This window comes from Roseateles sp. PN1, assembly GCF_038419725.1.
Lineage (GTDB): Bacteria > Pseudomonadota > Gammaproteobacteria > Burkholderiales > Burkholderiaceae_C > Paucibacter_A.
The window spans coordinates 174,629-196,806 of sequence record NZ_JBCARA010000003.1; the positions used below are offsets into that span (position 1 = coordinate 174,629).

26 protein-coding genes are annotated in these 22,178 nt (G+C 60.6%); 3 read left to right on the forward strand and 23 right to left on the reverse strand.

The features are described from left to right. Positions 1-3: 3 nt before the first annotated feature. The 12 genes from AABB87_RS05805 to AABB87_RS05860 form a co-directional block, all read right to left on the reverse strand. The gene (locus AABB87_RS05805; protein WP_341970394.1) at positions 4-726 is read right to left on the reverse strand and encodes a phage baseplate assembly protein V; all 723 of its coding nucleotides are present in this window, start codon (positions 724-726) and stop codon (positions 4-6) included. Continuing rightward, positions 723-1,790 (reverse strand): phage late control D family protein, encoded by a 1,068-nt coding sequence (locus AABB87_RS05810; protein WP_341970395.1) that lies wholly within the window; start codon positions 1,788-1,790, stop codon positions 723-725. The genes AABB87_RS05805 and AABB87_RS05810 overlap by 4 nt, the downstream gene beginning before the upstream one ends. Before the next feature lie 22 nt (positions 1,791-1,812). Further along, positions 1,813-1,983 (reverse strand): hypothetical protein, encoded by a 171-nt coding sequence (locus AABB87_RS05815; protein ID WP_341970396.1) that lies wholly within the window; start codon positions 1,981-1,983, stop codon positions 1,813-1,815. Between the two features lie 27 nt (positions 1,984-2,010). Beyond that, positions 2,011-2,805 carry a CIS tube protein gene (locus AABB87_RS05820; RefSeq protein WP_341970397.1) on the reverse strand — a complete coding sequence of 265 codons (795 nt, stop codon included), beginning with the start codon at positions 2,803-2,805 and terminating at the stop codon, positions 2,011-2,013. 1 nt (position 2,806) lies between these two features. Beyond that, positions 2,807-3,256, reverse strand: coding sequence for a phage tail protein (locus AABB87_RS05825; protein ID WP_341970398.1), 450 nt, complete (start codon positions 3,254-3,256; stop codon positions 2,807-2,809). 1 nt (position 3,257) lies between these two features. Further along, on the reverse strand, positions 3,258-6,053 hold the full coding sequence (locus tag AABB87_RS05830) for a phage tail sheath C-terminal domain-containing protein (RefSeq protein ID WP_341970399.1): 2,796 nt from the start codon (positions 6,051-6,053) through the stop codon (positions 3,258-3,260). 48 nt (positions 6,054-6,101) lie between these two features. Next, the gene (locus AABB87_RS05835) at positions 6,102-6,554 is read right to left on the reverse strand and encodes a phage tail protein (RefSeq protein WP_341970400.1); all 453 of its coding nucleotides are present in this window, start codon (positions 6,552-6,554) and stop codon (positions 6,102-6,104) included. A 36-nt stretch (positions 6,555-6,590) separates the two neighbouring features. After that, positions 6,591-8,621, reverse strand: a complete 2,031-nt coding sequence (locus AABB87_RS05840) for a phage tail sheath family protein (protein ID WP_341970401.1) — start codon at positions 8,619-8,621, stop codon at positions 6,591-6,593. Between the two features lie 19 nt (positions 8,622-8,640). After that, positions 8,641-9,498 carry a hypothetical protein gene (locus tag AABB87_RS05845; RefSeq protein ID WP_341970402.1) on the reverse strand — a complete coding sequence of 286 codons (858 nt, stop codon included), beginning with the start codon at positions 9,496-9,498 and terminating at the stop codon, positions 8,641-8,643. Further along, complete coding sequence (locus AABB87_RS05850; RefSeq protein WP_341970403.1) at positions 9,495-10,100, reverse strand: DUF4255 domain-containing protein; 606 nt, start codon at positions 10,098-10,100, stop codon at positions 9,495-9,497. The genes AABB87_RS05845 and AABB87_RS05850 overlap by 4 nt, the downstream gene beginning before the upstream one ends. 18 nt (positions 10,101-10,118) lie before the next feature. After that, positions 10,119-10,334, reverse strand: coding sequence for a hypothetical protein (locus AABB87_RS05855; protein WP_341970404.1), 216 nt, complete (start codon positions 10,332-10,334; stop codon positions 10,119-10,121). Between the two features lie 333 nt (positions 10,335-10,667). Next, on the reverse strand, positions 10,668-11,675 hold the full coding sequence (locus tag AABB87_RS05860; protein WP_341970405.1) for a sigma 54-interacting transcriptional regulator: 1,008 nt from the start codon (positions 11,673-11,675) through the stop codon (positions 10,668-10,670). A 261-nt stretch (positions 11,676-11,936) separates the two neighbouring features. Here AABB87_RS05860 and AABB87_RS05865 point away from each other — a divergent pair, with 261 nt between their 5' ends. Beyond that, a complete protein-coding gene (locus AABB87_RS05865; protein WP_341970406.1) occupies positions 11,937-12,356 on the forward strand; it encodes a hypothetical protein in 420 nt (139 codons plus the stop codon). A gap of 315 nt (positions 12,357-12,671) precedes the next feature. Here AABB87_RS05865 and AABB87_RS05870 read toward each other — a convergent pair whose 3' ends face one another. The 8 genes from AABB87_RS05870 to AABB87_RS05905 form a co-directional block, all read right to left on the reverse strand. Then, positions 12,672-13,808, reverse strand: coding sequence for a zonular occludens toxin domain-containing protein (locus AABB87_RS05870; RefSeq protein ID WP_341970407.1), 1,137 nt, complete (start codon positions 13,806-13,808; stop codon positions 12,672-12,674). Further along, entirely contained in the window at positions 13,805-14,149 is a 345-nt protein-coding gene (locus AABB87_RS05875) for a DUF2523 family protein (RefSeq protein ID WP_341970408.1), read from the reverse strand. Before AABB87_RS05875 ends, AABB87_RS05870 begins: the two co-directional genes overlap by 4 nt. A 2-nt stretch (positions 14,150-14,151) precedes the next feature. Continuing rightward, the gene (locus AABB87_RS05880) at positions 14,152-15,582 is read right to left on the reverse strand and encodes a hypothetical protein (RefSeq protein ID WP_341970409.1); all 1,431 of its coding nucleotides are present in this window, start codon (positions 15,580-15,582) and stop codon (positions 14,152-14,154) included. A gap of 100 nt (positions 15,583-15,682) precedes the next feature. Further along, positions 15,683-15,817 carry a hypothetical protein gene (locus AABB87_RS05885; RefSeq protein ID WP_341970410.1) on the reverse strand — a complete coding sequence of 45 codons (135 nt, stop codon included), beginning with the start codon at positions 15,815-15,817 and terminating at the stop codon, positions 15,683-15,685. A gap of 140 nt (positions 15,818-15,957) precedes the next feature. Continuing rightward, positions 15,958-16,188, reverse strand: coding sequence for a hypothetical protein (locus AABB87_RS05890; protein WP_341970411.1), 231 nt, complete (start codon positions 16,186-16,188; stop codon positions 15,958-15,960). A gap of 9 nt (positions 16,189-16,197) precedes the next feature. Continuing rightward, complete coding sequence (locus AABB87_RS05895; protein WP_341970412.1) at positions 16,198-17,280, reverse strand: rolling circle replication-associated protein; 1,083 nt, start codon at positions 17,278-17,280, stop codon at positions 16,198-16,200. A gap of 181 nt (positions 17,281-17,461) precedes the next feature. Continuing rightward, a complete protein-coding gene (locus tag AABB87_RS05900; protein ID WP_341970413.1) occupies positions 17,462-17,674 on the reverse strand; it encodes a hypothetical protein in 213 nt (70 codons plus the stop codon). 10 nt (positions 17,675-17,684) lie between these two features. Further along, positions 17,685-17,978 (reverse strand): single-stranded DNA-binding protein, encoded by a 294-nt coding sequence (locus AABB87_RS05905; protein ID WP_341970414.1) that lies wholly within the window; start codon positions 17,976-17,978, stop codon positions 17,685-17,687. Between the two features lie 66 nt (positions 17,979-18,044). Here AABB87_RS05905 and AABB87_RS05910 point away from each other — a divergent pair, with 66 nt between their 5' ends. Both AABB87_RS05910 and AABB87_RS05915 read left to right on the forward strand, forming a co-directional pair. Beyond that, complete coding sequence (locus AABB87_RS05910; protein WP_341970415.1) at positions 18,045-18,500, forward strand: hypothetical protein; 456 nt, start codon at positions 18,045-18,047, stop codon at positions 18,498-18,500. Between the two features lies 1 nt (position 18,501). Next, the gene (locus AABB87_RS05915) at positions 18,502-18,921 is read left to right on the forward strand and encodes a hypothetical protein (RefSeq protein ID WP_341970406.1); all 420 of its coding nucleotides are present in this window, start codon (positions 18,502-18,504) and stop codon (positions 18,919-18,921) included. 315 nt (positions 18,922-19,236) lie between these two features. Here the strand turns inward: AABB87_RS05915 and AABB87_RS05920 are convergent, their stop codons facing one another. Genes AABB87_RS05920 through AABB87_RS05930 form a run of 3 tightly spaced genes read right to left on the reverse strand, consistent with a single transcriptional unit; the run spans position 19,237 to position 22,147 of the window. Continuing rightward, positions 19,237-20,373, reverse strand: coding sequence for a zonular occludens toxin domain-containing protein (locus AABB87_RS05920; protein WP_341970407.1), 1,137 nt, complete (start codon positions 20,371-20,373; stop codon positions 19,237-19,239). Continuing rightward, complete coding sequence (locus AABB87_RS05925) at positions 20,370-20,714, reverse strand: DUF2523 family protein (RefSeq protein ID WP_341970408.1); 345 nt, start codon at positions 20,712-20,714, stop codon at positions 20,370-20,372. The genes AABB87_RS05920 and AABB87_RS05925 overlap by 4 nt, the downstream gene beginning before the upstream one ends. Positions 20,715-20,716: 2 nt before the next feature. Next, entirely contained in the window at positions 20,717-22,147 is a 1,431-nt protein-coding gene (locus AABB87_RS05930) for a hypothetical protein (RefSeq protein WP_341970409.1), read from the reverse strand. Between the last annotated feature and the right edge of the window lie 31 nt (positions 22,148-22,178).

Here is a 22,178-nt window from a genome sequence, read left to right on the forward strand (position 1 = left end):
TCCTCACCAGAGGTTCCCGGCGCCGGGGGTGTAGGAGGCGCTGATGATGCTGTTGCAGATCACCGTGTCGGCCTTGACGACACCGGAGAAGCTGGACATCCCGGCATCCACGCTGACCATGCTGGCCGAGACGCTGACGGTGCTGGCGTTGAGGGTGACCTTGGCCGAGGTGGTAATCGTGATGCCGGCGCTTTCCAGCTTGACCGAGTTGCCGTTGCTGTCCTCGATCAGCACCTCGCCGGGACCGTCTTTCAGCGTGACGCGCTGGCCGCCGGGCGTTTCGATCAGCAGGCTCTCCTGTCCGTCGGTGTCGTCCATGAGGAAGCGCACGCCGTTGCGGGAGCGGATCAGCTTTTTGTCATTGTTGCCGGCACCGTCCATTGTTTCGGGCGGCGCGTCTTGGCCGTTCCACAGCATGCCGATCACGTAGGGGCGCAAGACCTGGCCCCCTTCGAAGGCGACCAGCACCTCGTCATCCATGTCCGGGATGAACCAGCTGCCGCGGCTGTGGCCGGCCATCAGCGTGGCCATACGGGCCCACAGTTCGCAGGAAGCGCCGGCGCTGTCGGGCGACCAGGGCAAGCGGATCTTGACGCGGCCCTGCTGGTCTGGATCCTTGATGTCGGTGACCAGCGCCGGGTAAACGCCGTGCCACAGGCCACCCCAGCCGCCGGCCTCGCGCGAGGACAGCAGCGCTTCCAGCATCGGTTGTTCGGCAAGGTTCATGGGTTTCCTATCCAGGCTCGTTCAACGACGAACTCGGTGCGCAGGCCGACTGCGACGTCGAAGCGGTGGCAAGTCTCCACCACCGCATATGCGCCCGAGAACAAGGGCCCCAGTCCGCTCAACTTGACGGTGCGGCCGACATGCAGACGCGTGTCGGCATCGGCGACACCGCGGCCACGAAGAAAGCGCCGTGCCAGCGCCCGCAGGTGCGAGTCGGCGTAGGCCTGGGCCGCGCCGCTTTCCAGCGGTAGGCAGTGGGCGACCTGGTCTTTGCGCGTGCCCAGTGTTTGCTGCAGCAGGGCCGGGCCGCTCGTGCCGCTGCCGACTTCGGTGCTGATAGCGCTGCCGTTAGCCTCTGACGAGATTGCCGTCTTGCTGCTGACGTCCCAGCCCGTGCAGACAACGGCGGTACGCTGGTGCGCCAGGTCAGCCAAGACATGGAATTCGCGCAGCCTCGCGCCTTGCACCAACTCCAGCCCGGAGTCGCGGCGCGAGGCGCGCTTGGCCGCGTGCAGCTGGGTGCCTTCGAGCCAGAGATCGGCGTCGGCCAGCGCGGCGCGTTGGCGCAAGAAGGCGAGGTCACTCTGGTTGATCTGTGTCAGCACCGCATGGCTGGGGCCTGAGAGGTCGGTCTCGACCGTCAGGCCGTGGTCCCTGGCCATGGTGCGAACGATGTCGGCATCGGCCTGGTTCTCGAACACGCGCGTGCGGCGCGTCATGCGCAGGTCCTGCAGCCGGTCCTCGGCATGGACGACCAGCGTCGGCGGCGCCAGCTCTGGGAAACGTGCCTCCAGCCCCATGATGCGGCCTTCAAAGATCGTCGCCCCGCCGATCTTGACGAGGAAGTCTTTGCCGAAATCGAGCACGCGTCGGTCAAACCAGAGGAAGCCGGTATTGCCGCCCGCATCGCCCCAGTTGCCGAACTCCGCCTCGCAGTGCGACAGGCCTGCCTCGTTCTCGCTGCAGACGTAGCGCAGCAGACCCGAGTCGAGCCTGGGCTGGGCCACGCCACCGACCGTGAAACCCGGCCGGGCGGAAGCGATGGCGCTGCGGGCGTGGTCCATGGTTCGATCCGGTTCAGTGCGGTCAGTGCGCGAGGCGGCGCAGCATCAGCTCGGTCGCGACGGCCTGCAGCCTGCGCAGGTCTTCGGGATCCGGCAGCGGCGCGGCGGTCGGCGGCGCGGCATTGCCGTCGCTGCGAGGTGGCTGCTGCGGCGATGTGTCCAAGACTTCAAACTCATTGATGACGACGGCCATGGCGGCATTCCTTTCTTTGGCTTTGCGTCAAGAGCGCCGTGGGGGGACGGGGCCGCGGGAGGCCGCAGTGGCCACCGTGGCCGACAGGTTCAGCAACTGGCCGGCGGCCAACTGCCGGGGGTTCTCGATGCCGTTGGCTGCGGCGAGTGCCTGCCAAGACACCCCGGCACCGGCCGATGCCGCCAGACCCTGCAGCGTGCTGCCGGCGGCGGCGGGCGTCATCGGCACGGTGCCGGGCGCCAGCGCCCCAGCCGGCAGGCCTGACATCGCGCCTGGGCTGCCGCTGAAGTCGGAGATCAGGATGCTCTGCTGCGACATGGCCATCGACAGGGTCGAGCGAAGGGCCTTGCCTTCGGGCGAGAAGTAATCGATGGTTTCCTCGATGCTGTCAATCAGGCCCTTGAAGTTGAAGGAGCCCCAGCTGAAGCGCAGGCCCGGCGGCAGAAATTTGGACGGGTCGCTCTGCGCCTTTTTGCCCTTGATGAAGTAGATGACTTCCTGACTCAGCTTGCGTACATCGTCGACACCGGCCTGGCCGGCATCGAACCACAGCTGCACCGAGAGCTTGGTTGTGCCCGCACCGATGAACTGCCGGCCCTGCGTGCCACCCGCTTGGTCACTGCGGCCACCGCCACTGCCGCCGCCTGCGGCGCTGCCGGCGGTATTGCTGCTGCTGTTGTTCTGGATCTGGTTGGCGAAGCTGAGCTTCAGCGACTCTGGGTTGAACTGGACCGTGACGGTCTTGCCGCCTGGCAGGTCGTCCACCAAGTTTTCGGCGAGCTCGACGAGCAAGGCTTTGCTGGCATGGGTGTCTGAGCTCATGTCACTTCCCCGGCTGCATGGTGAAAGACTCGTAGGCAATCTGCAGCTCTTCGACCGCGATCGCGCCGTCTTTGGCGATGAGACTCGGCGCTTTCAGTTTGACGGGCAAGCAGCGCTGCAGCACGACGCGGGCGCGCTCGCTGGCGCCGTCGGAGCCGTAGAACACGACGGTGGCCTGGGCTCGCTTGCCCGGGTGGGCCAGGCTGTCAGACATCCAGCGCCACAGCTCGAAGCTGTCTTCGCTCATGCCTCGCTTGAGCGTCAGTTGGCCGAAGGTGGCCGGCCCGGCCAGGCGGATCTGCCGGTCGTTGCTGCCGCCTTCGCGGATGGTCTTGACATCCATAGCCATCTCTATGCCATCGCAGTCCGAGAAGGCCGCGTTGACCAGCGGCGCGGACGCACCCTCAGGCACGATCTCGACGGCGAAGTTGAAGGCGGTGAAAGGGCGCATATCAGTGGACTTCCTGGGACTGGACACGCTCACCGCTGCGCATCAGCAGCACCGTGAGGAAGCTCATGGGCAAGGCCGGGGCGACCTTTAACTCGACCCAGAACTGGCCGGCGTCACGCCGCTGGCGGGTGTTGATGTCGTCGCCGACATTGACCTGGAAGGCTTGGGCGGCGCTGGCGCCGGCCAGGGCGCCACGGCGGTAGAGCTGATCCAGCATCGCCTCGAAGCCGCGCTCGACCGTGCGGCGCAGCGTCGCGCCATTGGGCTCGAACACATAGGTGACGCCGCGCTGCAGTGCCAGGCGGCGCAGCAGGCACATCAGACGCCGCACGCTGATCGGCCGCCAGTCGGCCGCTGGTGACAGCGTGTCCGAGCTGCTAACGATGAAACCCAGCGGCGCGCTGCGCAGCAAGTTGACCTGGGCATCCAGCAGCTGCTGGCGTTGGCCCAGCGTCGGCCGCAGGCCCGGCCGGCTCAGCGAGACGACATCGCGCAGCGGCCGATTGGCTGCGGCGATCCAGGCGCCGCGCTCCAGCGCCGTTGTGGCCAGCTGGCCGCAGACCGGGCCGTCGGGCGGGAACCAGATGTCCTCAGTGTCCCTGCGGATCATCAGCCAGGGATGCAGCAGCGCGCCGTGCGATAGCGCACGGCTCTCGTTCTCGCCGATAGCCGGTGGCTCGTGCGAGTCGGGTGAGTTGGGTGAGTTGGGCGTGCCCGCGGCCCGCGTGGCGCGCAAGCGGTCCGCATGGCGGCAGGCCTGCTCGGTGTCGTAGGCCATGGGCAGCGACAGCAAAGCCAATATGTCGCCGCGGCCGGCGGCCGTGCGCAGCATCAGCCGGTGGATGGCGGTCAGATTCTTGTCCTGCCACGGCAACGCTTCCCAGCCCTGCAGGCCGATGACGATGCGCACCGGTGCCGACCAGGGGGAGCGCCGTGGCCCGAGTTCGGCTCTGACGCGGTAGAAGGCGGTACCGGGTTTGTGCGGGCCGGCATCGAAGCGGGTGGCCGGCCCTTGTTGGATGGTGATGGCGCCGTCGAAGCTGGCCTCGATCGCCTGCTGCAGTTCGTATCGGGCGCCGGCGATCGCATGAGACCAGAACAGCGTGAATGCGCCGTCGGTGCGTGGGTCTGGGCCGCGCACGAAGGCGGGGCGGGGCAGCGGCGCGCTGTCGCAGGCCCGGAAGGGCTCGCCGACACCAGGGGCGGGCGGTTCCGGCAGCGGCGAGAGCTCGGTCCAGGCGGTGGGGGCAGCCGTGATAGGGCGCCAGCCGGGGTGGATGGCATCGGGTAACACCAACAGCGTCGGCTCATCCGCGAAGTGCTCCGGTCGCGCGCCGAAGACAGCGTGCATGCCACGCAGCGATGCAGGCCGGCGCGGGTCCGCGCCGGTCAAGCGCAGTGCCTCGGCCTTGTCGGCCAGCAGATCGGCGCCATATCCGGCCAGCAGCGGCTCGGCGAACAGCTGCCAGCCGTACTCATGCAGCCCGTCGCGTTGAAGTGCTGAAAAAGGGCTGGGCAGCGCGTGCAACTGGGCGTCGAAGTCATCAAGGTCCTCGAGCGGGACCAGCATGCCTGTACCGCTCATGGGATTGGAAGCGAGCTCAAAGCGGCCGCTGAGCCGGCCCAGGGCGTCGCGTTCCGCGAAAGCGCTCGTGGCGGCGCCGCCGTCGCCGCTACCGAACAGCTGCTCGTCATTGGGGAGGCCAAAGACGCCGCGCGCGGCCGGGTCGGCCGAGTCGGGCGGGTTGGCTAGGCTGAGGTCGGCCAACACAGTCTGTTGTCCGGGCGAGGAGCGGGTGCGCAAATCCAGCCGCAGCAATTGCAGCAGGCGCGGCTGTGGGTCGGCGCACCAGGCCTCGAAAGCCCGGCGGGCACTGTTCAGCGATAGCCGCCAGGGCCGGCCGGTGACGACGATCTCGACCCGGCCGTCCAGGTCCGGCGCTGCGCTGATCTCGGGCTCCGCGATGCTCATCCAGGCGCGACGCTGCGGGAAGCCCAGTGCCAGCACCTGGCCGCGCTGCGGCAAGTCTTGCGGCAGCGCGCGCAGCCACAGACTCAGGCGCCCGTCAGCCTGCCACTGATGGCGAACGGCCGGCGTAGCGTCCGCGCCTTCGGTGCCTTCTGGCACAGGCAGGTTGCTGAAGGGGTCACCAAGCAGCGGCTTGATTGCGACGCGACCATCGATACGCAGGCGCAGGCCATTCATCGAGTCCACCCGCAGGTGCATGCGGATGGGCCCCAGCGCGATGCGCAGCAGATCTCCCGGACGCAGCGCGGCGCCTGGCGCGGCGAGCTCCAGCGTGGACTTATCCAGCGCACGGGCGCGCAGTGGTGTTGGGAGCACACGCGCCGCCACCTGAACACGGTCGGCGCCGCTGCCGGGGCTACGGGCGGGCAGGCTGGCCGGGCGCAGCTGCCAAGGATGGCCCGCAGCCCGGCGGCGCACGCGCAGCAGCGAGGGCAGCGGTAGGCGGCTTGTCGTGAGGCCGGCGCCCGCGACCCGCTGCACCCAGCAACGCCGCCCGCCCTGACTGAAGAACGCACGCACGGCGGCATGCAGATGGCCGGTCAGGCAGGCGCCGGTGGCCATGTCTAGCGCCAGCGGCAAGGGGCCGCCGAAGACGGTCTCAAACTCCGCCAGGCTCTCGACTGCGACCGCCGCCGTCAGCGGGCCGCTGCCGGCAAAGCCGACGAACAGCGCGATGTCCATCCGCGGCAGCGTCAGGTCGAGTGTCGGCGCGGGCACGTCGAACCTGACGCCGGGCAGTCGGCGCAGCGATGGCGGGTTGTGGGTCATGTCATTTGCCTGGCCTGCGGCATTGCGGGAAGAGCGCCGAGTTCGTGTTCATTCCATCTCGAGCCGCTCGTAGGCCAGCACCAGTTCTTCCATGGCGACGTCGGTACCCTTGGCGTTGAATGGGCCGCTGGTGTGCTTGATGATGCGGGCGCGCAAGAGTTTCCAGGTCTGGACGATCTGGGTGTGGTCCTCGTTTTGCAGTTGGATGGTCACCGTGCGCAGCGCGTTCTGGTCGCCGTTGCGGATCTGGTCCAGCCATTGGTAGAGCGACAGCGAACCGATGACGCCGCGCTTCATCGTCACGTCGGTGGCCTTGTTCAGGCCGGTGATTTTCATCACGCTGTTCTCGCGGCTGTTACCGGTGCGGTACTCGGCAACGGTTACTTCCATACCAACACCGCTGACTTCCTGGAAGCCGGCGTCGGCACCATCGGTGACACCGTTGCCGAGGTCGACGAGGAAGTTGAACTGCACGTAGGGGCGTTCTCTGAGGACGGCCATGGGGATCTCCTTGAGGGCTCAGGTCATGCTGATCAGTCAGGTCTTCGCGTCGGCCGTCCATTGGCCGATTCTGAAAATCACGAACTCGGCCGGGTAAAGCGGTGCGACACCGATCAGGCAGACCAGACGGCCGTTGTCGAGGTCGTTCTGCGTCATCGTCGAGCGGTCGCAGCGCACGAAGAAGGCCTTCTCCGGCTTGTCGCCGAGCAGGGCGCCGCTCTGCCATTCGTTGAGCAGGAAGTCCGAGACCGAGCGGCGCAGATTGGCCCAGAGCTTCTCGCCATTGGGCTCGAAGACGGCCCACTGTGTGCTCTTGTCGATGGAGCGTTCCAGATAGGCGAAGTAGCGACGCAAGTTGACGTACTTCCATTCCGGGTCGGAGCTGATCAAGCGCGCGCCCCACAGGCGCATGCCGCGGCCCTCGAAGAAGCGGAAGCAGTTGATGCCCTCGGGATTGAGTACCTCCTGCTGGGCCTTGTTGAGCAGGGTTTCGAAGCCAAGCGCCAGCGAGACGACCTCGTTGGCCGGGGCCTTGTAGACGGCGCGCTGGATGTCGTTGCGTGCGTAGATGCCGGCGACGAAGCCGCTTGGCGGCAGGTCGATCTCCTTGCTGCCAATCGGGTCGAGCACGGTCACCCAGGGGTAGTAGAGCGCGGCGTACTTGGAGTCGAGCTTGGCGCGCATATTGCGCACCTCGGCGATGCTCTGCCCTTCGGCGCTGTCGAGCACCGCGATCCGGTAGCGCATGTACTCGGCATGCTGAATCAGCAGCAGCTGGATGGCGTCGGCGTCGCTGGCGTAGTTAGCGTAGCCGGCGGTCGAGCCGGGGGCGGCGATGATGGAGATGTCCTCCAGGTCCTCGAATTGTTTCAGCCCCAGCGAGTAGTTGCGATCGAGGAAGGCCTCGCCCTCGTAGTCGGCTGCGCTCGGTCGGGCGCCGTCATTGCCACCGTCGAGCAGGAAGTCTTTCGAAATACCCATGCCAAGCTTGTCGAGCACGCCGATGCGGCGTTTGGCTTCCTCGCTGGACGGCGCAAGCCGCCCGACCGGGTCGTCGCCGAACAGGCCCAGCAACACGTCGCCGGCTGAGGCGATGTCGTCCGCATCACGAGCGATCACCAGCGGAAGCCGAATCGCATCAGAGGCCGAATTGGGCGTCGTGGCGAAGTAATCGAAGACCGAGTCGCGGCTGGCGCCGCTGCGGTGCGCCGGGTCCAGCGGCAGTGCGGCCCAGCTGCCCATGTCCTTGCTGCCGTCACGGCTCAGCAAGCTCACGCTCAGCGTGACGACGCGAATTGCGTCTCCCTGTTCGAGGGCAGGGGAGGGAAAGAGCTGGTCCAGCGTCAGCGAGCCGGACGGGCTTTGCGGTGGCACGGCGTCGAAATTCCATTCCGCCTTGTCCTCGTCCCAGCTGGCCTGATAGAAGCCGCCCAGCGAGGCGTCGTCGGGGCTGTGGCGGTCAGCTGACCAAACCAGGTCGCCGTGTTTCAGCGAGCGCACCGTTGTTGTCTCGGCCTTGGTGATCGGGTCAACGCCGACACTGAGGATGTTGCCGCCGGCCTTCAGCGTGAAGCGCACACGCGCATTGCCGCCGACGCCGGGGTGCCGTGCGCGCACGACGAGGCCCTTGCTGAGCAGTTCACGCACGCGAGCATGGCCGTCTTGGTAGTAGCTGACAGGCCCTTTTTCGACGACGGCCCCTGCGGCGGCCTGCTCGGTATCGGGCTCAATCGGCGCGTAGCGCACGGGTGTCGTCGCGCCGTCTTCGTCCATCGGCTTGAAAACGCGCGAGATGTAGAGCCGCTTGCCACCATTGCTGAAGAAGGCGCGCGCCGCATGCCACAGGTGGTTGACCAGCGGGCTGTCGGTGTCGAACACCAGTTCCTTACCGTCGCCGTAGATCTCCTCGAACTCGCCGAGGCTGGTGATGATGTCCGGCGGAAGATGCACGGGGCCGGTTCGGGCCGCGCCGATGAAGCCGGTGGTCGTGGTGGACACCCCTTCGATCGACTTGGATCGGAACGAGGTCTCTTCCACGAACACACCGGGTGCGAGGTATTCGGGCATGGCAGCTCTCCTTGGGCAGCTAGGCCGCTATCAAGACGAAGGAAGACGATCCGCTACCGCGGATCACCAACGGCGAGCCGGCGGCCAGCAGGGCCGGGGCGAGGGGTGTCGGGGGCGACACCGAAATGTCCTGCAGCAGCGACACGGGCGGCAGCGACTGCAGTGCACACAGATCGGGCACCGTGGCCGCGGCAATCTCGGGCGACCAAAAAGCACTCAGGCGCACCAGCCATTCAGCCAGCGGCGGCATGAGATGGGCCGGTGAGCCCCCCAGAGGCAGGTCTACAGGCGCCGGCAGCGCGCAAAGCAGCAAGGCGCAGCCGCGCTGGTCTGCCAGGCCCTGGGCGAGCATGCGGCCATCGGCCTCGAGCCGCAGTTCGAGCCAGGCCCAGGCGGCGGGCTTGTCAGGGTCGGAGGCTAGGCGGAGTTCGACGCGTACTTCGCCGACACCAGCGGGCACGCTTCGGGCGGGTGCGCTGAACAGTGGCATATGGGGTTGCGGCGTCAGCGTATCGACGACAGGCGACTGAGCCAGGCAGGCCGGTTCGAACAAGCCGTGCTGCGGCAGGTCTGCCGACACTGTCATTGGCAGGTAGCGGCCAAGCTCGTCGTCAACTTTCAACTCGTAGCGGCGTGTGGGCGATGGCGAAGCCACGCCGCCCGCCGCACTGATACCGCGCAGTCGGTGGCAGGCAAAGGCGCCGTAGCTGTTGGCGCAAAGCCGGCGTGGCGCCCCGTTGCGCTGCTTCGGATCAATGAGGCGAACCTTCAAGCCCTCGCTGACGATGCGGCCGTCAAGCTGATCACGGAAGATGACGCCGAAGATCGGTGTCAATAGATTCCTGTCGAAGCCTGGTCGTAGGTCCCGCGAGTTCATGGCGTGGGCTCCGCTTCGGTGCCGTAGCGCATTTCGCGCGTCGTCACCAGGCCGGCATCGCGCATAGCGAGGCCGGAGTCCAGCGTCACCATGCGGGCGACATACATCACCGAGGTCTGCCAACGAGAGCGGTATTTGTCCCAAAGGCCCAGGTAGTCGGCCAAGCCGGGCGGGTCGAGCGACAGCTCTACCGTCTCCAGCGGGCCGAAGACAGCGAGTTCGCGTCGCGTCAGTGAGTGGTTCAGCTGGCTGGCATTGAGCACGGTGTTGTCTTCGATGAAGCGCATCGCCCAGCCAAGCAGGCGCAGTTGCCGCTCGGCCTCGCCAGCCCAAGGTGTCAGCATGAAGTGCAAGTCCAGGGGCAGTGATGGCCGGCGCAAGATGCCGTCCGTCCCCCGCCGCGGCTGTTGGTTGCGCGCTGCCGCGACGGTGACTCGCCACAGCATCAGCGAAAAACCCTCGTTGACCAACTGGCTGCCGAAGTCATGCGTTTGGTAGAGCTGGAACGAAGGGCTGGATGTGAACTCGTCGCGAGGGCAGCGCTCCTCGATCAGGCGCAGCAGCGTCTTGGCGACGGCGGCGATGGCGAGGTGGCTGGCCATGGGTGGAGAACGCCTGGCTCAGCCACGCCGGCCGTAGGTTGGGTTCGTCGCCATTGAATCGGAGTTCTTCACCACGCCCTCGCTTTCAAGCTTGGCCAAAGCCAGTTCAACCGTTAGCAAAGCCACTTCCCCTTGGCGCGGCGCGAGCCACCAGCGCTGGATCCCTACCGCTGTGTCAGCGGCTTTCGGGTATTCATCCAGGTAGCTGCGGATCCAGGCCGCGGTTTCATCCACGGTCGGGCCAAGGGGAGATGTGTTGCCCATCGCTTTGCGCCCATGGCGCCTTGCCATCTGTGAAGTAACGCACTAAGCGTGCCAGCAGGTTTGGCAAATGGCATGCCTTTGAAATCAATCACTTGGCCTGCTCGCGTGCGCAGGGTGGGGCGCTTTTGCCAGAGCTGAGGTGGGGCGCAATGGCAGCAGGCGAGGCGGTTTGGCCTCACCTAGTTCGTGGGGGGCGCATTCGGCTGAGTCCGGCGGCGGCGAGATCCCAGGTTGCGTTCATCTTGCAAGCAGCCGGCTTGCATGCTTGCCTGCACGTAGAAAGCGGGCTGCGCCCTTGGCCGCTTACTGCTCGCGCTTCTCGTACTTGCGCACCAACCGACCGAAGCGGCTGCGCTCCTTGCCAGCGAGGCGCGCCGCCTCGCTGACATTGCCCTGTGTATGCAGAAGAAGTGCGTGCACATAGCGGCGCTCGAAGTCCGCGATGACGCGGGCCTTGGCTTCGGCAAAGGGCGTCGTGGGAAATCCGGCAGTTGTGACCTCGTCAAGGTCGGAGGCGGAATTGTGGACAGGGCTAGTCGATGACAGACCCAATTCCACGGTCAGGCGCTTGTCCAGCAGGAAACAGCGGTGGACCCGGTGTTCCAACTCGCGCACATTGCCCGGCCAGGTCTGATGCGGAGAGCGCAATGCGTCGCGACTGGCGGCGCTGAGCACGCGCCCAGGCATCCGGTACTGGGCACAGAAACGGCGCACAAAGGTCTCGGCCAGCAGCAAAGCGTCGCCAGGGCGGTCGCGCAGTGGCGGTAGGTGGAGAGTGAGCAGATCCAGGCGGAACAAGAGGTCAGTGCGGAATTGACCGATGCTGGCCAGCGCCGGCAGATTCGCGTTGGTGGCGGCGATCAGGCGCACGTTGGCCTGGTGGAAGCGGGTGGCGCCAATTGGGCGATAGCTGTGGTCCTGCACGAAGCGCAGGATGGCCGCCTGTGCGCGGGAAGACAGGGAGTCGATCTCGTCCAGGAACAAAGTGCCACCCTCAGCCAAACCGGCCAGACCGCGGCTGTCGCTCTTGGCATCGGTGTAGGCGCCACGCGCATGGCCGAATAGCTCGGCCTCGAACAGCGAGTCGGGCACCGCACCGCAGTTCAAGGGCACAAAGGGCCCGGCCTGGCGCGCGCTGCAGTAGTGGATCGCCCGGGCGGCCAGCTCCTTGCCGGTTCCAGTTTCACCACATAGCAGTACGGTGGCATCGACCGCCGCCCATTGCTGCAGTTGATCGAGCACTTTGCGAAACTGCGGTGATTCACCGATCAGATTCAGCGCGGTCCAGTCTGGCGTGATGCTGTCGTCCACCGGGAACCCCGAAGAAGGAGAGCGCCGCATGGTAGGGGTCGTCGTGTGGCTATGAATCCCCAATGCGGACGATGAAGCCTGCTTGCGACTCGTCATTGTGTAACGAAACACTTCGACATGGCATCTATCGACATTCATTATTTGACATAATACACATTGTCGAACTTTTGGCAGTGAAAGCGGTGCGATTCGCGGCACAGCTTTTCGGCCTATTCAGGAGTTCAAAACATAGCACTTGGACGCATTCTGAGGGGCTTTGACATGCTCAACAGACTGCCCAAATGGCCCGGCGAATGGGCCGACCTCTTAGCCGACATTGGCAACCCAAAACCGGCCCAGATAGCGAAAGCTTTGGGGGTTTCTAAGCGCACCGTAGAGCGCTGGAACAGTACAAAACCGCCCAGAATGGCGATGTTAAGTTTGTGGTGGTTGTCGCGCCACGGCCACAGCGAATGGGATGCAGAGATGCACAACCGGACGCGCATGGCCGTATCGACGAATAAAAGCCTGTGGCGCGAAGTAAGGGATTTACGCGATCAGGTCTTGATGGCGCGAACCCAGAAGCTCACCAATCAATGGCGCGGCCCCGCGAAAAACGACGAGCCACAGCCAACACCCGATGCAACGGCCTACCGGCCTCACTGGGGCAAGCCCCAGCCCCCAGGACGGCTTAAGAAGTAGCAATGATGCGGCAGGCCCCTCCCGCAAGCGGGAGCCCTCCCGCCGCCTCCTTGCTATCCGTGCCCACGGGTATAGCGGGCGACCATGACAACAATAACAAGTACAGCGACCAAAAAGGTAAGAACTTGGACAGCCCATTGCCCCCAAGGAACGTGGGCACCTGGGCGGTTTGGCTTGGACTTGCCTAAGCTGCGCCTATAAGCAGAGCGCTCGACATATCCTTGTCTCTTGCGCATTTCATCTCGATACCAGTCGCGATCCTGAACTCCCATGTAACACCCTCCTTTTTTATGAGGGCGAATGATGCCAGAGCGCTTAGCCAGATCGGGCAGTCATCATGGCAACCTGGGGCAAATCGCACACAACGGCCCTACTCGCTGACTTCCACGACACAAGGCCAGCACAGGGGCCGGAGGCGTGCCACTCATACCCAGCACGGGCTAAATCATCGCTTGTGAGGGTGCTAACTGCTTGGCCGTTCTGGGACAAGACGAGGGTCCAAACCTCCCGCGAGCCAAACTTAGCCCAGCCAGTGAGATGCAAGCCTTTTCCGCCGAAGGGTTCGACGGACTCAGGGCCAGAGGCCGCAGCAGCTGGTGAAGCCGCAGCAACTGGCACGGTAGCCGATACGGGGACCAGAAGAGGCGAAGAAGCCGGGAGACTTGAAGCGATAGGGGGCGCGGCCGTCTTTTGCTTGACCTGATGCTTTGAATCTGACACGGACCAGGGCGAAGAAACATCGCCAAAGGCGAATATGCAAATGATGGTGACGATGCACACACCAACGCCGTAAAAGCTCCAATGCCGCCAGATTGGGACAATATCTGAGGCCCCCATTTCATCGGTGCTGCGGCCACGGGTATGGCTTCGATAGAGGGCGTAATACTTGCGCTCGTATTTTCGCTGGGAGCTATTGACCACTTCACCGCGCAAGCCGTCCTGCACCTTGCGGGTATATGAACCCATGGAACCGAGCGCAACATTCTTGCGAACCCGGTAGACGACTTGGACCAAATCACGAATGGCGGCGGAAATCTTGCCGTAGCTTTGCGTGATCAAAAGCACATCGGAATTTTCATGCCTGTGAAGCGAAAACCACTCTTCGACTTGTTTACGGGTAGAGCCCTTAGGCAGCACCAAATGACATTCGTCAATGATGTAAAGCGCCCCTATTCCATCGGCACGCCGCCATGAGTCGCCATAGTCGAATTCGTGTTCAAAAGGTCGCCACGCCCTATCCTCACCCTTAATGCCTGTTGTGCCCTCCTTCTTAGATTCCGTCCGCAGCTCGATAAGGTCGCCAAAGCGAGAATCAATATTTGCAAAGGCCTCAAGAAGAAGCGGCAGATTGGTGATGACCTTGCGGCCTTTTTCAAGGGCTGGCAAAACATGCTGCACGACGGCCTCATAACTTTTTCCACCGCCAGGAGCGCCGAGAAGTAAGTTAATCATGAGCCAAGCCTAGTGAATGGGATCAGCTGAAGGGTTATGCGGATCATGCAGGCCGAGATGATGATTCCCATAGCCTGTGAGATGCCCACAGCGCTAAGGGTTGCCGTAACCTCAGGTGGAAGCGCGGCCCAGGCGCCGGCCTGACTGACAAGGCCGGAGAAATCGACGCCACCGACAATAGTGACGACCAAACGCAAGATGGACTCAAACCCCCAGCAGAATAAATCCGTGAGCATGTCCCAGCCAGCCTTAAATATGTCAACGAAGAGATCGCCTATCCATTGAACAGCCGCAACAATCTTTGCGAGTATGTAATTGATTCCAGTAACGATAGCCTGCATATTCAACCCCCGAAAACAAGACGACGAGCCAGCAACAAAGCACTAACTATCATGATGGCCTTAAGCGCAAACCAAACAGAACAAGGCACGGACAAATCGCCGCCGACGTCAATACCCAAAACACGACCAGTCGGAAAAGTCCAACGAGGACAAGCAGCGCCGCCGATATTGGGATTCAAAGAGTTCAAAAAAGAAAATATGGGTGTCGACTTAATGGCGCCCATTTCCTTGTCCCATACACCTTGAACACCATCCGGGTATTTCTGCTTGTAGAGCTTAGGACGTTCAGGCATAGACAAATCATTAGGAGGGGTTGCCTGTTCATCTGGTTTGGTTTCTGTAGACGTTGACCCATCAGAATTTACGGTTACCGTTGAAACATTCCAGTTATACGAATTACCGTTATATGTGATGTTGTAAACGTCTTTTGTTGTAGTTGTTTTAGTGCTGCCATCAGGGGCAGTTTCTGTTTTAACTTTCGGCTCTGATTCAATCTTTTTTTCGCCGTCGATCTTAATATCTGGCGCTGGACTGAATTCAATATCACGCTTCAAAAGCTCTTCAGCAATATTTCTGGCTTGGTCTTTCGGTGCATTCTGCTCAAACAAATCAGCAGCGGTTTCTGTGGAAATTGGTTCACTTTTTCCTGATGGGCATTTGCCATCAAAACCGATTGCTACGGGCTTACCGTCGGGAGTATCAGCGCAAGAAGTGATAACGATAGGTAAAGCAGTAACTGAACCAATCTTCGACACAGCAGTTGAACCACACCAATTACTACCAGCATCGCCCCTATAACCGACGGTGTTAGTTTGCATAATGGCGAATTGCCCCTGAGCAGGACCACCAGGGCCTAACTGAAAAGAGATAGTATTAGTGCAACCGTATGTAGAACTGCCACTTTCAGAATATGTTGAAAATTTCTTGTTGTATTGAGCCATGGCAGCAGAACAAGCCTGGTAAGAAGTAGTCCCCTGACCCGTGATTCCATTACCTGGCGAACAGACATAACCGGAAACATTGCCAGGATCAACACCCGGATCAAAAAGCCAGCCATCGCCAGAAGCATTAGGCTTAGTTCTCAAACCAGACCAAATATCAAAAACAGTAACAGCCAGGCCAGCATATCCAGTGGCCTTAGCTGCTGTCTTGGCAATGGTTCCCCAAGGGAGAGCGCGAACCGCAGACAGATCCAGCGAGCGACCAGCTGGGCCGCCAGCCTTGATCAAATCATTGAGGACAACCGCACCAGAAGAAGGGCCGTTAGTGACCCAAGTGGGCTTGATATAAGGCGTACCGTTAGAGCTAACGGTAGGAACAAGCACAACGCGCCCCCCAGCATTTCCAGACTGGACGGACAAGTTATTAGCGGCCTGAGCCGAGAAAGAAAAAAGCGCCCCGGAGAGCGCCATCAGAACGATTTTTTTAGTCATGCACTCGGCCCAATAGCCCGAACAAAGACAAGGGCGCACGTTGCGCCGATTGAAGCCACAGCGGCCCAAAACAACGCGACGAGCGCCCCGGTGATCATGCTTAGGCCTTGCTGATGGCGCGCTTGGCCAAGCTGATGCCCTTCATTGCCAGGGCGATGCCGACGATGGCAACACCGGCCACGCCGACGAAGGTGGCAACGCCAGCAAAGGACACAGCCGCGAAGATGTCATCCATGGGAGAGCCGGCAGCGTGAGCAGCCGAACCAGCAACCAGAACACCAGCAGCCACGAGACCGCGTTGAATAGCCTTGTTCATATCGAACCTTTCAGAAAAAGCCAGGGAAACCGCCCCGGCAACGGGTGAGGAAATAGCCCTCAAATCTTGCGAACCAATCGCACGGCCAAGCCGATGCAATAGCCAAAAAACCAGAACGTGAGAACAGCGCCAAAGCCCCATGACCACACGTAAAGAACGGATTCAGCGGTGATGCCAAGCGACGGAAAATCGAGCGCTTCAGTGAGCGGCACAAAGCGTTGAGCAGCAGGTGGACAAGTGCCGTCCGGGGCTGGCGCGACTTCACAAATGAGCAAGTGGGTTTGAGACACGTTTAGGCCTCAATGCACAGGGGAGCGCGAGAGCCAGGAGAAAGGCCCGCCAGCCTCAATGACTCGCTCATGCCGATGGATGCGGCGTAAGGCATCAAGACCGCCAACTTTGACGCGCTCGAATTCGGACGGATATAGGACGCCATCAGGGCATAGCCAGCCGCCGCCCGCTGCTCTTTTCCATTCGTCCCCAATGTCAGAATTCGCCTGCACAAAACTAGGCAGACCCAACCAGCGGCGAGCACGCCGCAAAGAGTGATCCAAGCCGCCGACGCCATAGGCCCGCGCTCCTTTCGGCATTGCCGATAAATCTTTGTCTTTTTTGAGGTAGTGCAGCAGGTAGCCGACTGCGTTCTTTGCCTCAAGGCTTTGAGACATGCCAAAGGGCCACCAGCCGCGTTTATCGAAGTGGGGGCACCTGACCCCTACCGGCAACCAAATAACAGCGTGGTAGTGGATTACGTCCCGTCCCTTGCCATCCGTGCGGCGCTTGCCGTCTTGAATCTCAGCGACCCAGACATAACGCCACGCAATGCCCTTCTTTGCGCACCACAGGCGCATGGCTCGCATTGCCTCGGTCAAGTGGTTGCTCTGCCAGGACTGGCCCGGCTTGTAGGTCAGCGTGACCATCCAGGCGCGATCCGTGCGACTGCCCTTCTCGCTCACCGCGTGTGCACGCGCAGCGAAGCCAACAGACCGGCGCAGGAGCGCTAAACGGCGCTTCGCTTTGTCGATCGTGAAAACGTCCAAGGCTTCACACGCTTCGTCGCGTGCTGCTGCGACACCGCCAAGGGCTTCCAACACAGTTTTTTGACGCTCAAAAACTTTTGTTGGAACTGAGACAAGCCCCGCGCCTGTCGGCGCGTCATGCAAGAAATCCGCAAGCTCTGCGGCCTTGCGCTGACGGCCACGCACAGGCGTTTCATAACGCGCAGATTGAGCGGCTACTTTACGACGAACGCGAGACAGGGCCGAAGCCTGCGCCCAATGGTCAAAAGGTGCGCCTTCATCCGGGCCAGCGGCACGAATAGCTTCGTCGTGAATCTCGCGCAGGATTAGCGCTTGATCGCGCTGGATGGCCGTAAGGGTCATGCTTTACCTTGAATGGCCGAACGCACGGCGCGCAACTCAGTGAGAGCCTGCTGAAGACCAACGAAGACCGCTTGACCATCACAGCCAGCATGAACACAGGCATCCTGCGCGGCCATAACGCTATCAATGGCCTCATTGACTGCATTCAGGGCCACACGCTCAAGGTGGGTAAGCACAGCCGTCATAGCGAAAAGCCCCCGACCGGGAAGCCAGCGGCACCGAGCAATTCAACGTCGCATTCGATGGCACCGTGAGCAACAAAGCGAGCGGCAACGCTGATGCCTTGAATCTCTTGATCCTCGGCGGCGTGACGCTGCAATGTGGCGATCAAGGCCATGCGCAGCACGGCCAGTTCAGCAGCCGATTGCACGGCCACGAAATCGGGGGCGCTCATGGTGCACCCGTCAGGCCGCAGCCGAAGGACGCTTCAGGGGAGCCAACCGCGCCGAAACGGCCAAGCGGCCATCACGGTCAATGTAGAGGCTCGACGGGTGCAGGGTGTACTCACCGGGCGCGTATGCTTGCGCGTCACCGTCGAGCATGATTTCGAACTTTTCGGGATAAGGGGGCTTGTTGCCTTCCTTGTCCACGGTGTGGGCGTAGGCCGCTTGCATGCGCAAGTGGTAGGGCTTTTGGGTGGTCTTGCTGGTGCCCTTAAACTCCTTGACGGTAGTCTGAGCAATGGTCACTTGAATCATGGTGTTGGCTCCAAAAACTCAATGAAAATTCATTGAGAAGCGAAGCCTAACGAAGAAAGTCCACTCATGAAGACGTTCAAAAACGCTATTGACAAAGCCGCAGATTTGTGCGGAAGCCAACGAGGACTAGCGGAAAGGCTAGGCGTAAAAGAGCAACAAATAAGCGCTGCAAAGCTTGGAAAGCAGCCACTAAACAAGGAGCGAATTGCCGTCCTTGGATGCCTTCTCGACACCGATCCGGCAGAGCTTTGGGAGCTTCAAGAGATCGCCAACCTTCCCAGGCGGAACCCCTTCTTGCACGCCGCAAGCGCAATGCTTTCGGCTTTTCTATGCGTCATTTTGTCGGTAGGCGGAAATGACGCTAAGGCCGATGCCTACGGCGCTAACTGCATTTCTGAGCGGAGCGGCATAGTACACATTGTCGAACTTTTGGCAGTGAAAGCGGTGCGATTCGCGGCACAGCTTTTCGGCCTATTCAGGAGTTCAAAACATAGCACTTGGACGCATTCTGAGGGGCTTTGACATGCTCAACAGACTGCCCAAATGGCCCGGCGAATGGGCCGACCTCTTAGCCGACATTGGCAACCCAAAACCGGCCCAGATAGCGAAAGCTTTGGGGGTTTCTAAGCGCACCGTAGAGCGCTGGAACAGTACAAAACCGCCCAGAATGGCGATGTTAAGTTTGTGGTGGTTGTCGCGCCACGGCCACAGCGAATGGGATGCAGAGATGCACAACCGGACGCGCATGGCCGTATCGACGAATAAAAGCCTGTGGCGCGAAGTAAGGGATTTACGCGATCAGGTCTTGATGGCGCGAACCCAGAAGCTCACCAATCAATGGCGCGGCCCCGCGAAAAACGACGAGCCACAGCCAACACCCGATGCAACGGCCTACCGGCCTCACTGGGGCAAGCCCCAGCCCCCAGGACGGCTTAAGAAGTAGCAATGATGCGGCAGGCCCCTCCCGCAAGCGGGAGCCCTCCCGCCGCCTCCTTGCTATCCGTGCCCACGGGTATAGCGGGCGACCATGACAACAATAACAAGTACAGCGACCAAAAAGGTAAGAACTTGGACAGCCCATTGCCCCCAAGGAACGTGGGCACCTGGGCGGTTTGGCTTGGACTTGCCTAAGCTGCGCCTATAAGCAGAGCGCTCGACATATCCTTGTCTCTTGCGCATTTCATCTCGATACCAGTCGCGATCCTGAACTCCCATGTAACACCCTCCTTTTTTATGAGGGCGAATGATGCCAGAGCGCTTAGCCAGATCGGGCAGTCATCATGGCAACCTGGGGCAAATCGCACACAACGGCCCTACTCGCTGACTTCCACGACACAAGGCCAGCACAGGGGCCGGAGGCGTGCCACTCATACCCAGCACGGGCTAAATCATCGCTTGTGAGGGTGCTAACTGCTTGGCCGTTCTGGGACAAGACGAGGGTCCAAACCTCCCGCGAGCCAAACTTAGCCCAGCCAGTGAGATGCAAGCCTTTTCCGCCGAAGGGTTCGACGGACTCAGGGCCAGAGGCCGCAGCAGCTGGTGAAGCCGCAGCAACTGGCACGGTAGCCGATACGGGGACCAGAAGAGGCGAAGAAGCCGGGAGACTTGAAGCGATAGGGGGCGCGGCCGTCTTTTGCTTGACCTGATGCTTTGAATCTGACACGGACCAGGGCGAAGAAACATCGCCAAAGGCGAATATGCAAATGATGGTGACGATGCACACACCAACGCCGTAAAAGCTCCAATGCCGCCAGATTGGGACAATATCTGAGGCCCCCATTTCATCGGTGCTGCGGCCACGGGTATGGCTTCGATAGAGGGCGTAATACTTGCGCTCGTATTTTCGCTGGGAGCTATTGACCACTTCACCGCGCAAGCCGTCCTGCACCTTGCGGGTATATGAACCCATGGAACCGAGCGCAACATTCTTGCGAACCCGGTAGACGACTTGGACCAAATCACGAATGGCGGCGGAAATCTTGCCGTAGCTTTGCGTGATCAAAAGCACATCGGAATTTTCATGCCTGTGAAGCGAAAACCACTCTTCGACTTGTTTACGGGTAGAGCCCTTAGGCAGCACCAAATGACATTCGTCAATGATGTAAAGCGCCCCTATTCCATCGGCACGCCGCCATGAGTCGCCATAGTCGAATTCGTGTTCAAAAGGTCGCCACGCCCTATCCTCACCCTTAATGCCTGTTGTGCCCTCCTTCTTAGATTCCGTCCGCAGCTCGATAAGGTCGCCAAAGCGAGAATCAATATTTGCAAAGGCCTCAAGAAGAAGCGGCAGATTGGTGATGACCTTGCGGCCTTTTTCAAGGGCTGGCAAAACATGCTGCACGACGGCCTCATAACTTTTTCCACCGCCAGGAGCGCCGAGAAGTAAGTTAATCATGAGCCAAGCCTAGTGAATGGGATCAGCTGAAGGGTTATGCGGATCATGCAGGCCGAGATGATGATTCCCATAGCCTGTGAGATGCCCACAGCGCTAAGGGTTGCCGTAACCTCAGGTGGAAGCGCGGCCCAGGCGCCGGCCTGACTGACAAGGCCGGAGAAATCGACGCCACCGACAATAGTGACGACCAAACGCAAGATGGACTCAAACCCCCAGCAGAATAAATCCGTGAGCATGTCCCAGCCAGCCTTAAATATGTCAACGAAGAGATCGCCTATCCATTGAACAGCCGCAACAATCTTTGCGAGTATGTAATTGATTCCAGTAACGATAGCCTGCATATTCAACCCCCGAAAACAAGACGACGAGCCAGCAACAAAGCACTAACTATCATGATGGCCTTAAGCGCAAACCAAACAGAACAAGGCACGGACAAATCGCCGCCGACGTCAATACCCAAAACACGACCAGTCGGAAAAGTCCAACGAGGACAAGCAGCGCCGCCGATATTGGGATTCAAAGAGTTCAAAAAAGAAAATATGGGTGTCGACTTAATGGCGCCCATTTCCTTGTCCCATACACCTTGAACACCATCCGGGTATTTCTGCTTGTAGAGCTTAGGACGTTCAGGCATAGACAAATCATTAGGAGGGGTTGCCTGTTCATCTGGTTTGGTTTCTGTAGACGTTGACCCATCAGAATTTACGGTTACCGTTGAAACATTCCAGTTATACGAATTACCGTTATATGTGATGTTGTAAACGTCTTTTGTTGTAGTTGTTTTAGTGCTGCCATCAGGGGCAGTTTCTGTTTTAACTTTCGGCTCTGATTCAATCTTTTTTTCGCCGTCGATCTTAATATCTGGCGCTGGACTGAATTCAATATCACGCTTCAAAAGCTCTTCAGCAATATTTCTGGCTTGGTCTTTCGGTGCATTCTGCTCAAACAAATCAGCAGCGGTTTCTGTGGAAATTGGTTCACTTTTTCCTGATGGGCATTTGCCATCAAAACCGATTGCTACGGGCTTACCGTCGGGAGTATCAGCGCAAGAAGTGATAACGATAGGTAAAGCAGTAACTGAACCAATCTTCGACACAGCAGTTGAACCACACCAATTACTACCAGCATCGCCCCTATAACCGACGGTGTTAGTTTGCATAATGGCGAATTGCCCCTGAGCAGGACCACCAGGGCCTAACTGAAAAGAGATAGTATTAGTGCAACCGTATGTAGAACTGCCACTTTCAGAATATGTTGAAAATTTCTTGTTGTATTGAGCCATGGCAGCAGAACAAGCCTGGTAAGAAGTAGTCCCCTGACCCGTGATTCCATTACCTGGCGAACAGACATAACCGGAAACATTGCCAGGATCAACACCCGGATCAAAAAGCCAGCCATCGCCAGAAGCATTAGGCTTAGTTCTCAAACCAGACCAAATATCAAAAACAGTAACAGCCAGGCCAGCATATCCAGTGGCCTTAGCTGCTGTCTTGGCAATGGTTCCCCAAGGGAGAGCGCGAACCGCAGACAGATCCAGCGAGCGACCAGCTGGGCCGCCAGCCTTGATCAAATCATTGAGGACAACCGCACCAGAAGAAGGGCCGTTAGTGACCCAAGTGGGCTTGATATAAGGCGTACCGTTAGAGCTAACGGTAGGAACAAGCACAACGCGCCCCCCAGCATTTCCAGACTGGACGGACAAGTTATTAGCGGCCTGAGCCGAGAAAGAAAAAAGCGCCCCGGAGAGCGCCATCAGAACGATTTTTTTAGTCATGCACTCGGCCCAATAGCCCGAACAAAGACAA

Bases quoted from the DNA above. Each gene is read 5' to 3' on its own strand.
- AABB87_RS05825 (WP_341970398.1), bottom strand. From the start codon at position 3,256: ATGCGCCCTTTCACCGCCTTCAACTTCGCCGTCGAGATCGTGCCTGAG.
- AABB87_RS05830 (WP_341970399.1), bottom strand. From the start codon at position 6,053: ATGACCCACAACCCGCCATCGCTGCGCCGACTGCCCGGCGTCAGGTTC.
- AABB87_RS05930 (WP_341970409.1), bottom strand. From the start codon at position 22,147: ATGACTAAAAAAATCGTTCTGATGGCGCTCTCCGGGGCGCTTTTTTCT.
- AABB87_RS05865 (WP_341970406.1), top strand. From the start codon at position 11,937: ATGCTCAACAGACTGCCCAAATGGCCCGGCGAATGGGCCGACCTCTTA.
- AABB87_RS05875 (WP_341970408.1), bottom strand. From the start codon at position 14,149: ATGCAGGCTATCGTTACTGGAATCAATTACATACTCGCAAAGATTGTT.
- AABB87_RS05810 (WP_341970395.1), bottom strand. From the start codon at position 1,790: ATGGACCACGCCCGCAGCGCCATCGCTTCCGCCCGGCCGGGTTTCACG.
- AABB87_RS05900 (WP_341970413.1), bottom strand. From the start codon at position 17,674: ATGAGCGCCCCCGATTTCGTGGCCGTGCAATCGGCTGCTGAACTGGCC.
- AABB87_RS05905 (WP_341970414.1), bottom strand. From the start codon at position 17,978: ATGATTCAAGTGACCATTGCTCAGACTACCGTCAAGGAGTTTAAGGGC.
- AABB87_RS05880 (WP_341970409.1), bottom strand. From the start codon at position 15,582: ATGACTAAAAAAATCGTTCTGATGGCGCTCTCCGGGGCGCTTTTTTCT.
- AABB87_RS05845 (WP_341970402.1), bottom strand. From the start codon at position 9,498: ATGAACTCGCGGGACCTACGACCAGGCTTCGACAGGAATCTATTGACA.
- AABB87_RS05815 (WP_341970396.1), bottom strand. From the start codon at position 1,983: ATGGCCGTCGTCATCAATGAGTTTGAAGTCTTGGACACATCGCCGCAG.
- AABB87_RS05895 (WP_341970412.1), bottom strand. From the start codon at position 17,280: ATGACCCTTACGGCCATCCAGCGCGATCAAGCGCTAATCCTGCGCGAG.
- AABB87_RS05805 (WP_341970394.1), bottom strand. From the start codon at position 726: ATGAACCTTGCCGAACAACCGATGCTGGAAGCGCTGCTGTCCTCGCGC.
- AABB87_RS05840 (WP_341970401.1), bottom strand. From the start codon at position 8,621: ATGCCCGAATACCTCGCACCCGGTGTGTTCGTGGAAGAGACCTCGTTC.
- AABB87_RS05910 (WP_341970415.1), top strand. From the start codon at position 18,045: ATGAAGACGTTCAAAAACGCTATTGACAAAGCCGCAGATTTGTGCGGA.
- AABB87_RS05850 (WP_341970403.1), bottom strand. From the start codon at position 10,100: ATGGCCAGCCACCTCGCCATCGCCGCCGTCGCCAAGACGCTGCTGCGC.
- AABB87_RS05920 (WP_341970407.1), bottom strand. From the start codon at position 20,373: ATGATTAACTTACTTCTCGGCGCTCCTGGCGGTGGAAAAAGTTATGAG.
- AABB87_RS05820 (WP_341970397.1), bottom strand. From the start codon at position 2,805: ATGAGCTCAGACACCCATGCCAGCAAAGCCTTGCTCGTCGAGCTCGCC.
- AABB87_RS05915 (WP_341970406.1), top strand. From the start codon at position 18,502: ATGCTCAACAGACTGCCCAAATGGCCCGGCGAATGGGCCGACCTCTTA.
- AABB87_RS05925 (WP_341970408.1), bottom strand. From the start codon at position 20,714: ATGCAGGCTATCGTTACTGGAATCAATTACATACTCGCAAAGATTGTT.
- AABB87_RS05885 (WP_341970410.1), bottom strand. From the start codon at position 15,817: ATGGATGACATCTTCGCGGCTGTGTCCTTTGCTGGCGTTGCCACCTTC.
- AABB87_RS05870 (WP_341970407.1), bottom strand. From the start codon at position 13,808: ATGATTAACTTACTTCTCGGCGCTCCTGGCGGTGGAAAAAGTTATGAG.
- AABB87_RS05835 (WP_341970400.1), bottom strand. From the start codon at position 6,554: ATGGCCGTCCTCAGAGAACGCCCCTACGTGCAGTTCAACTTCCTCGTC.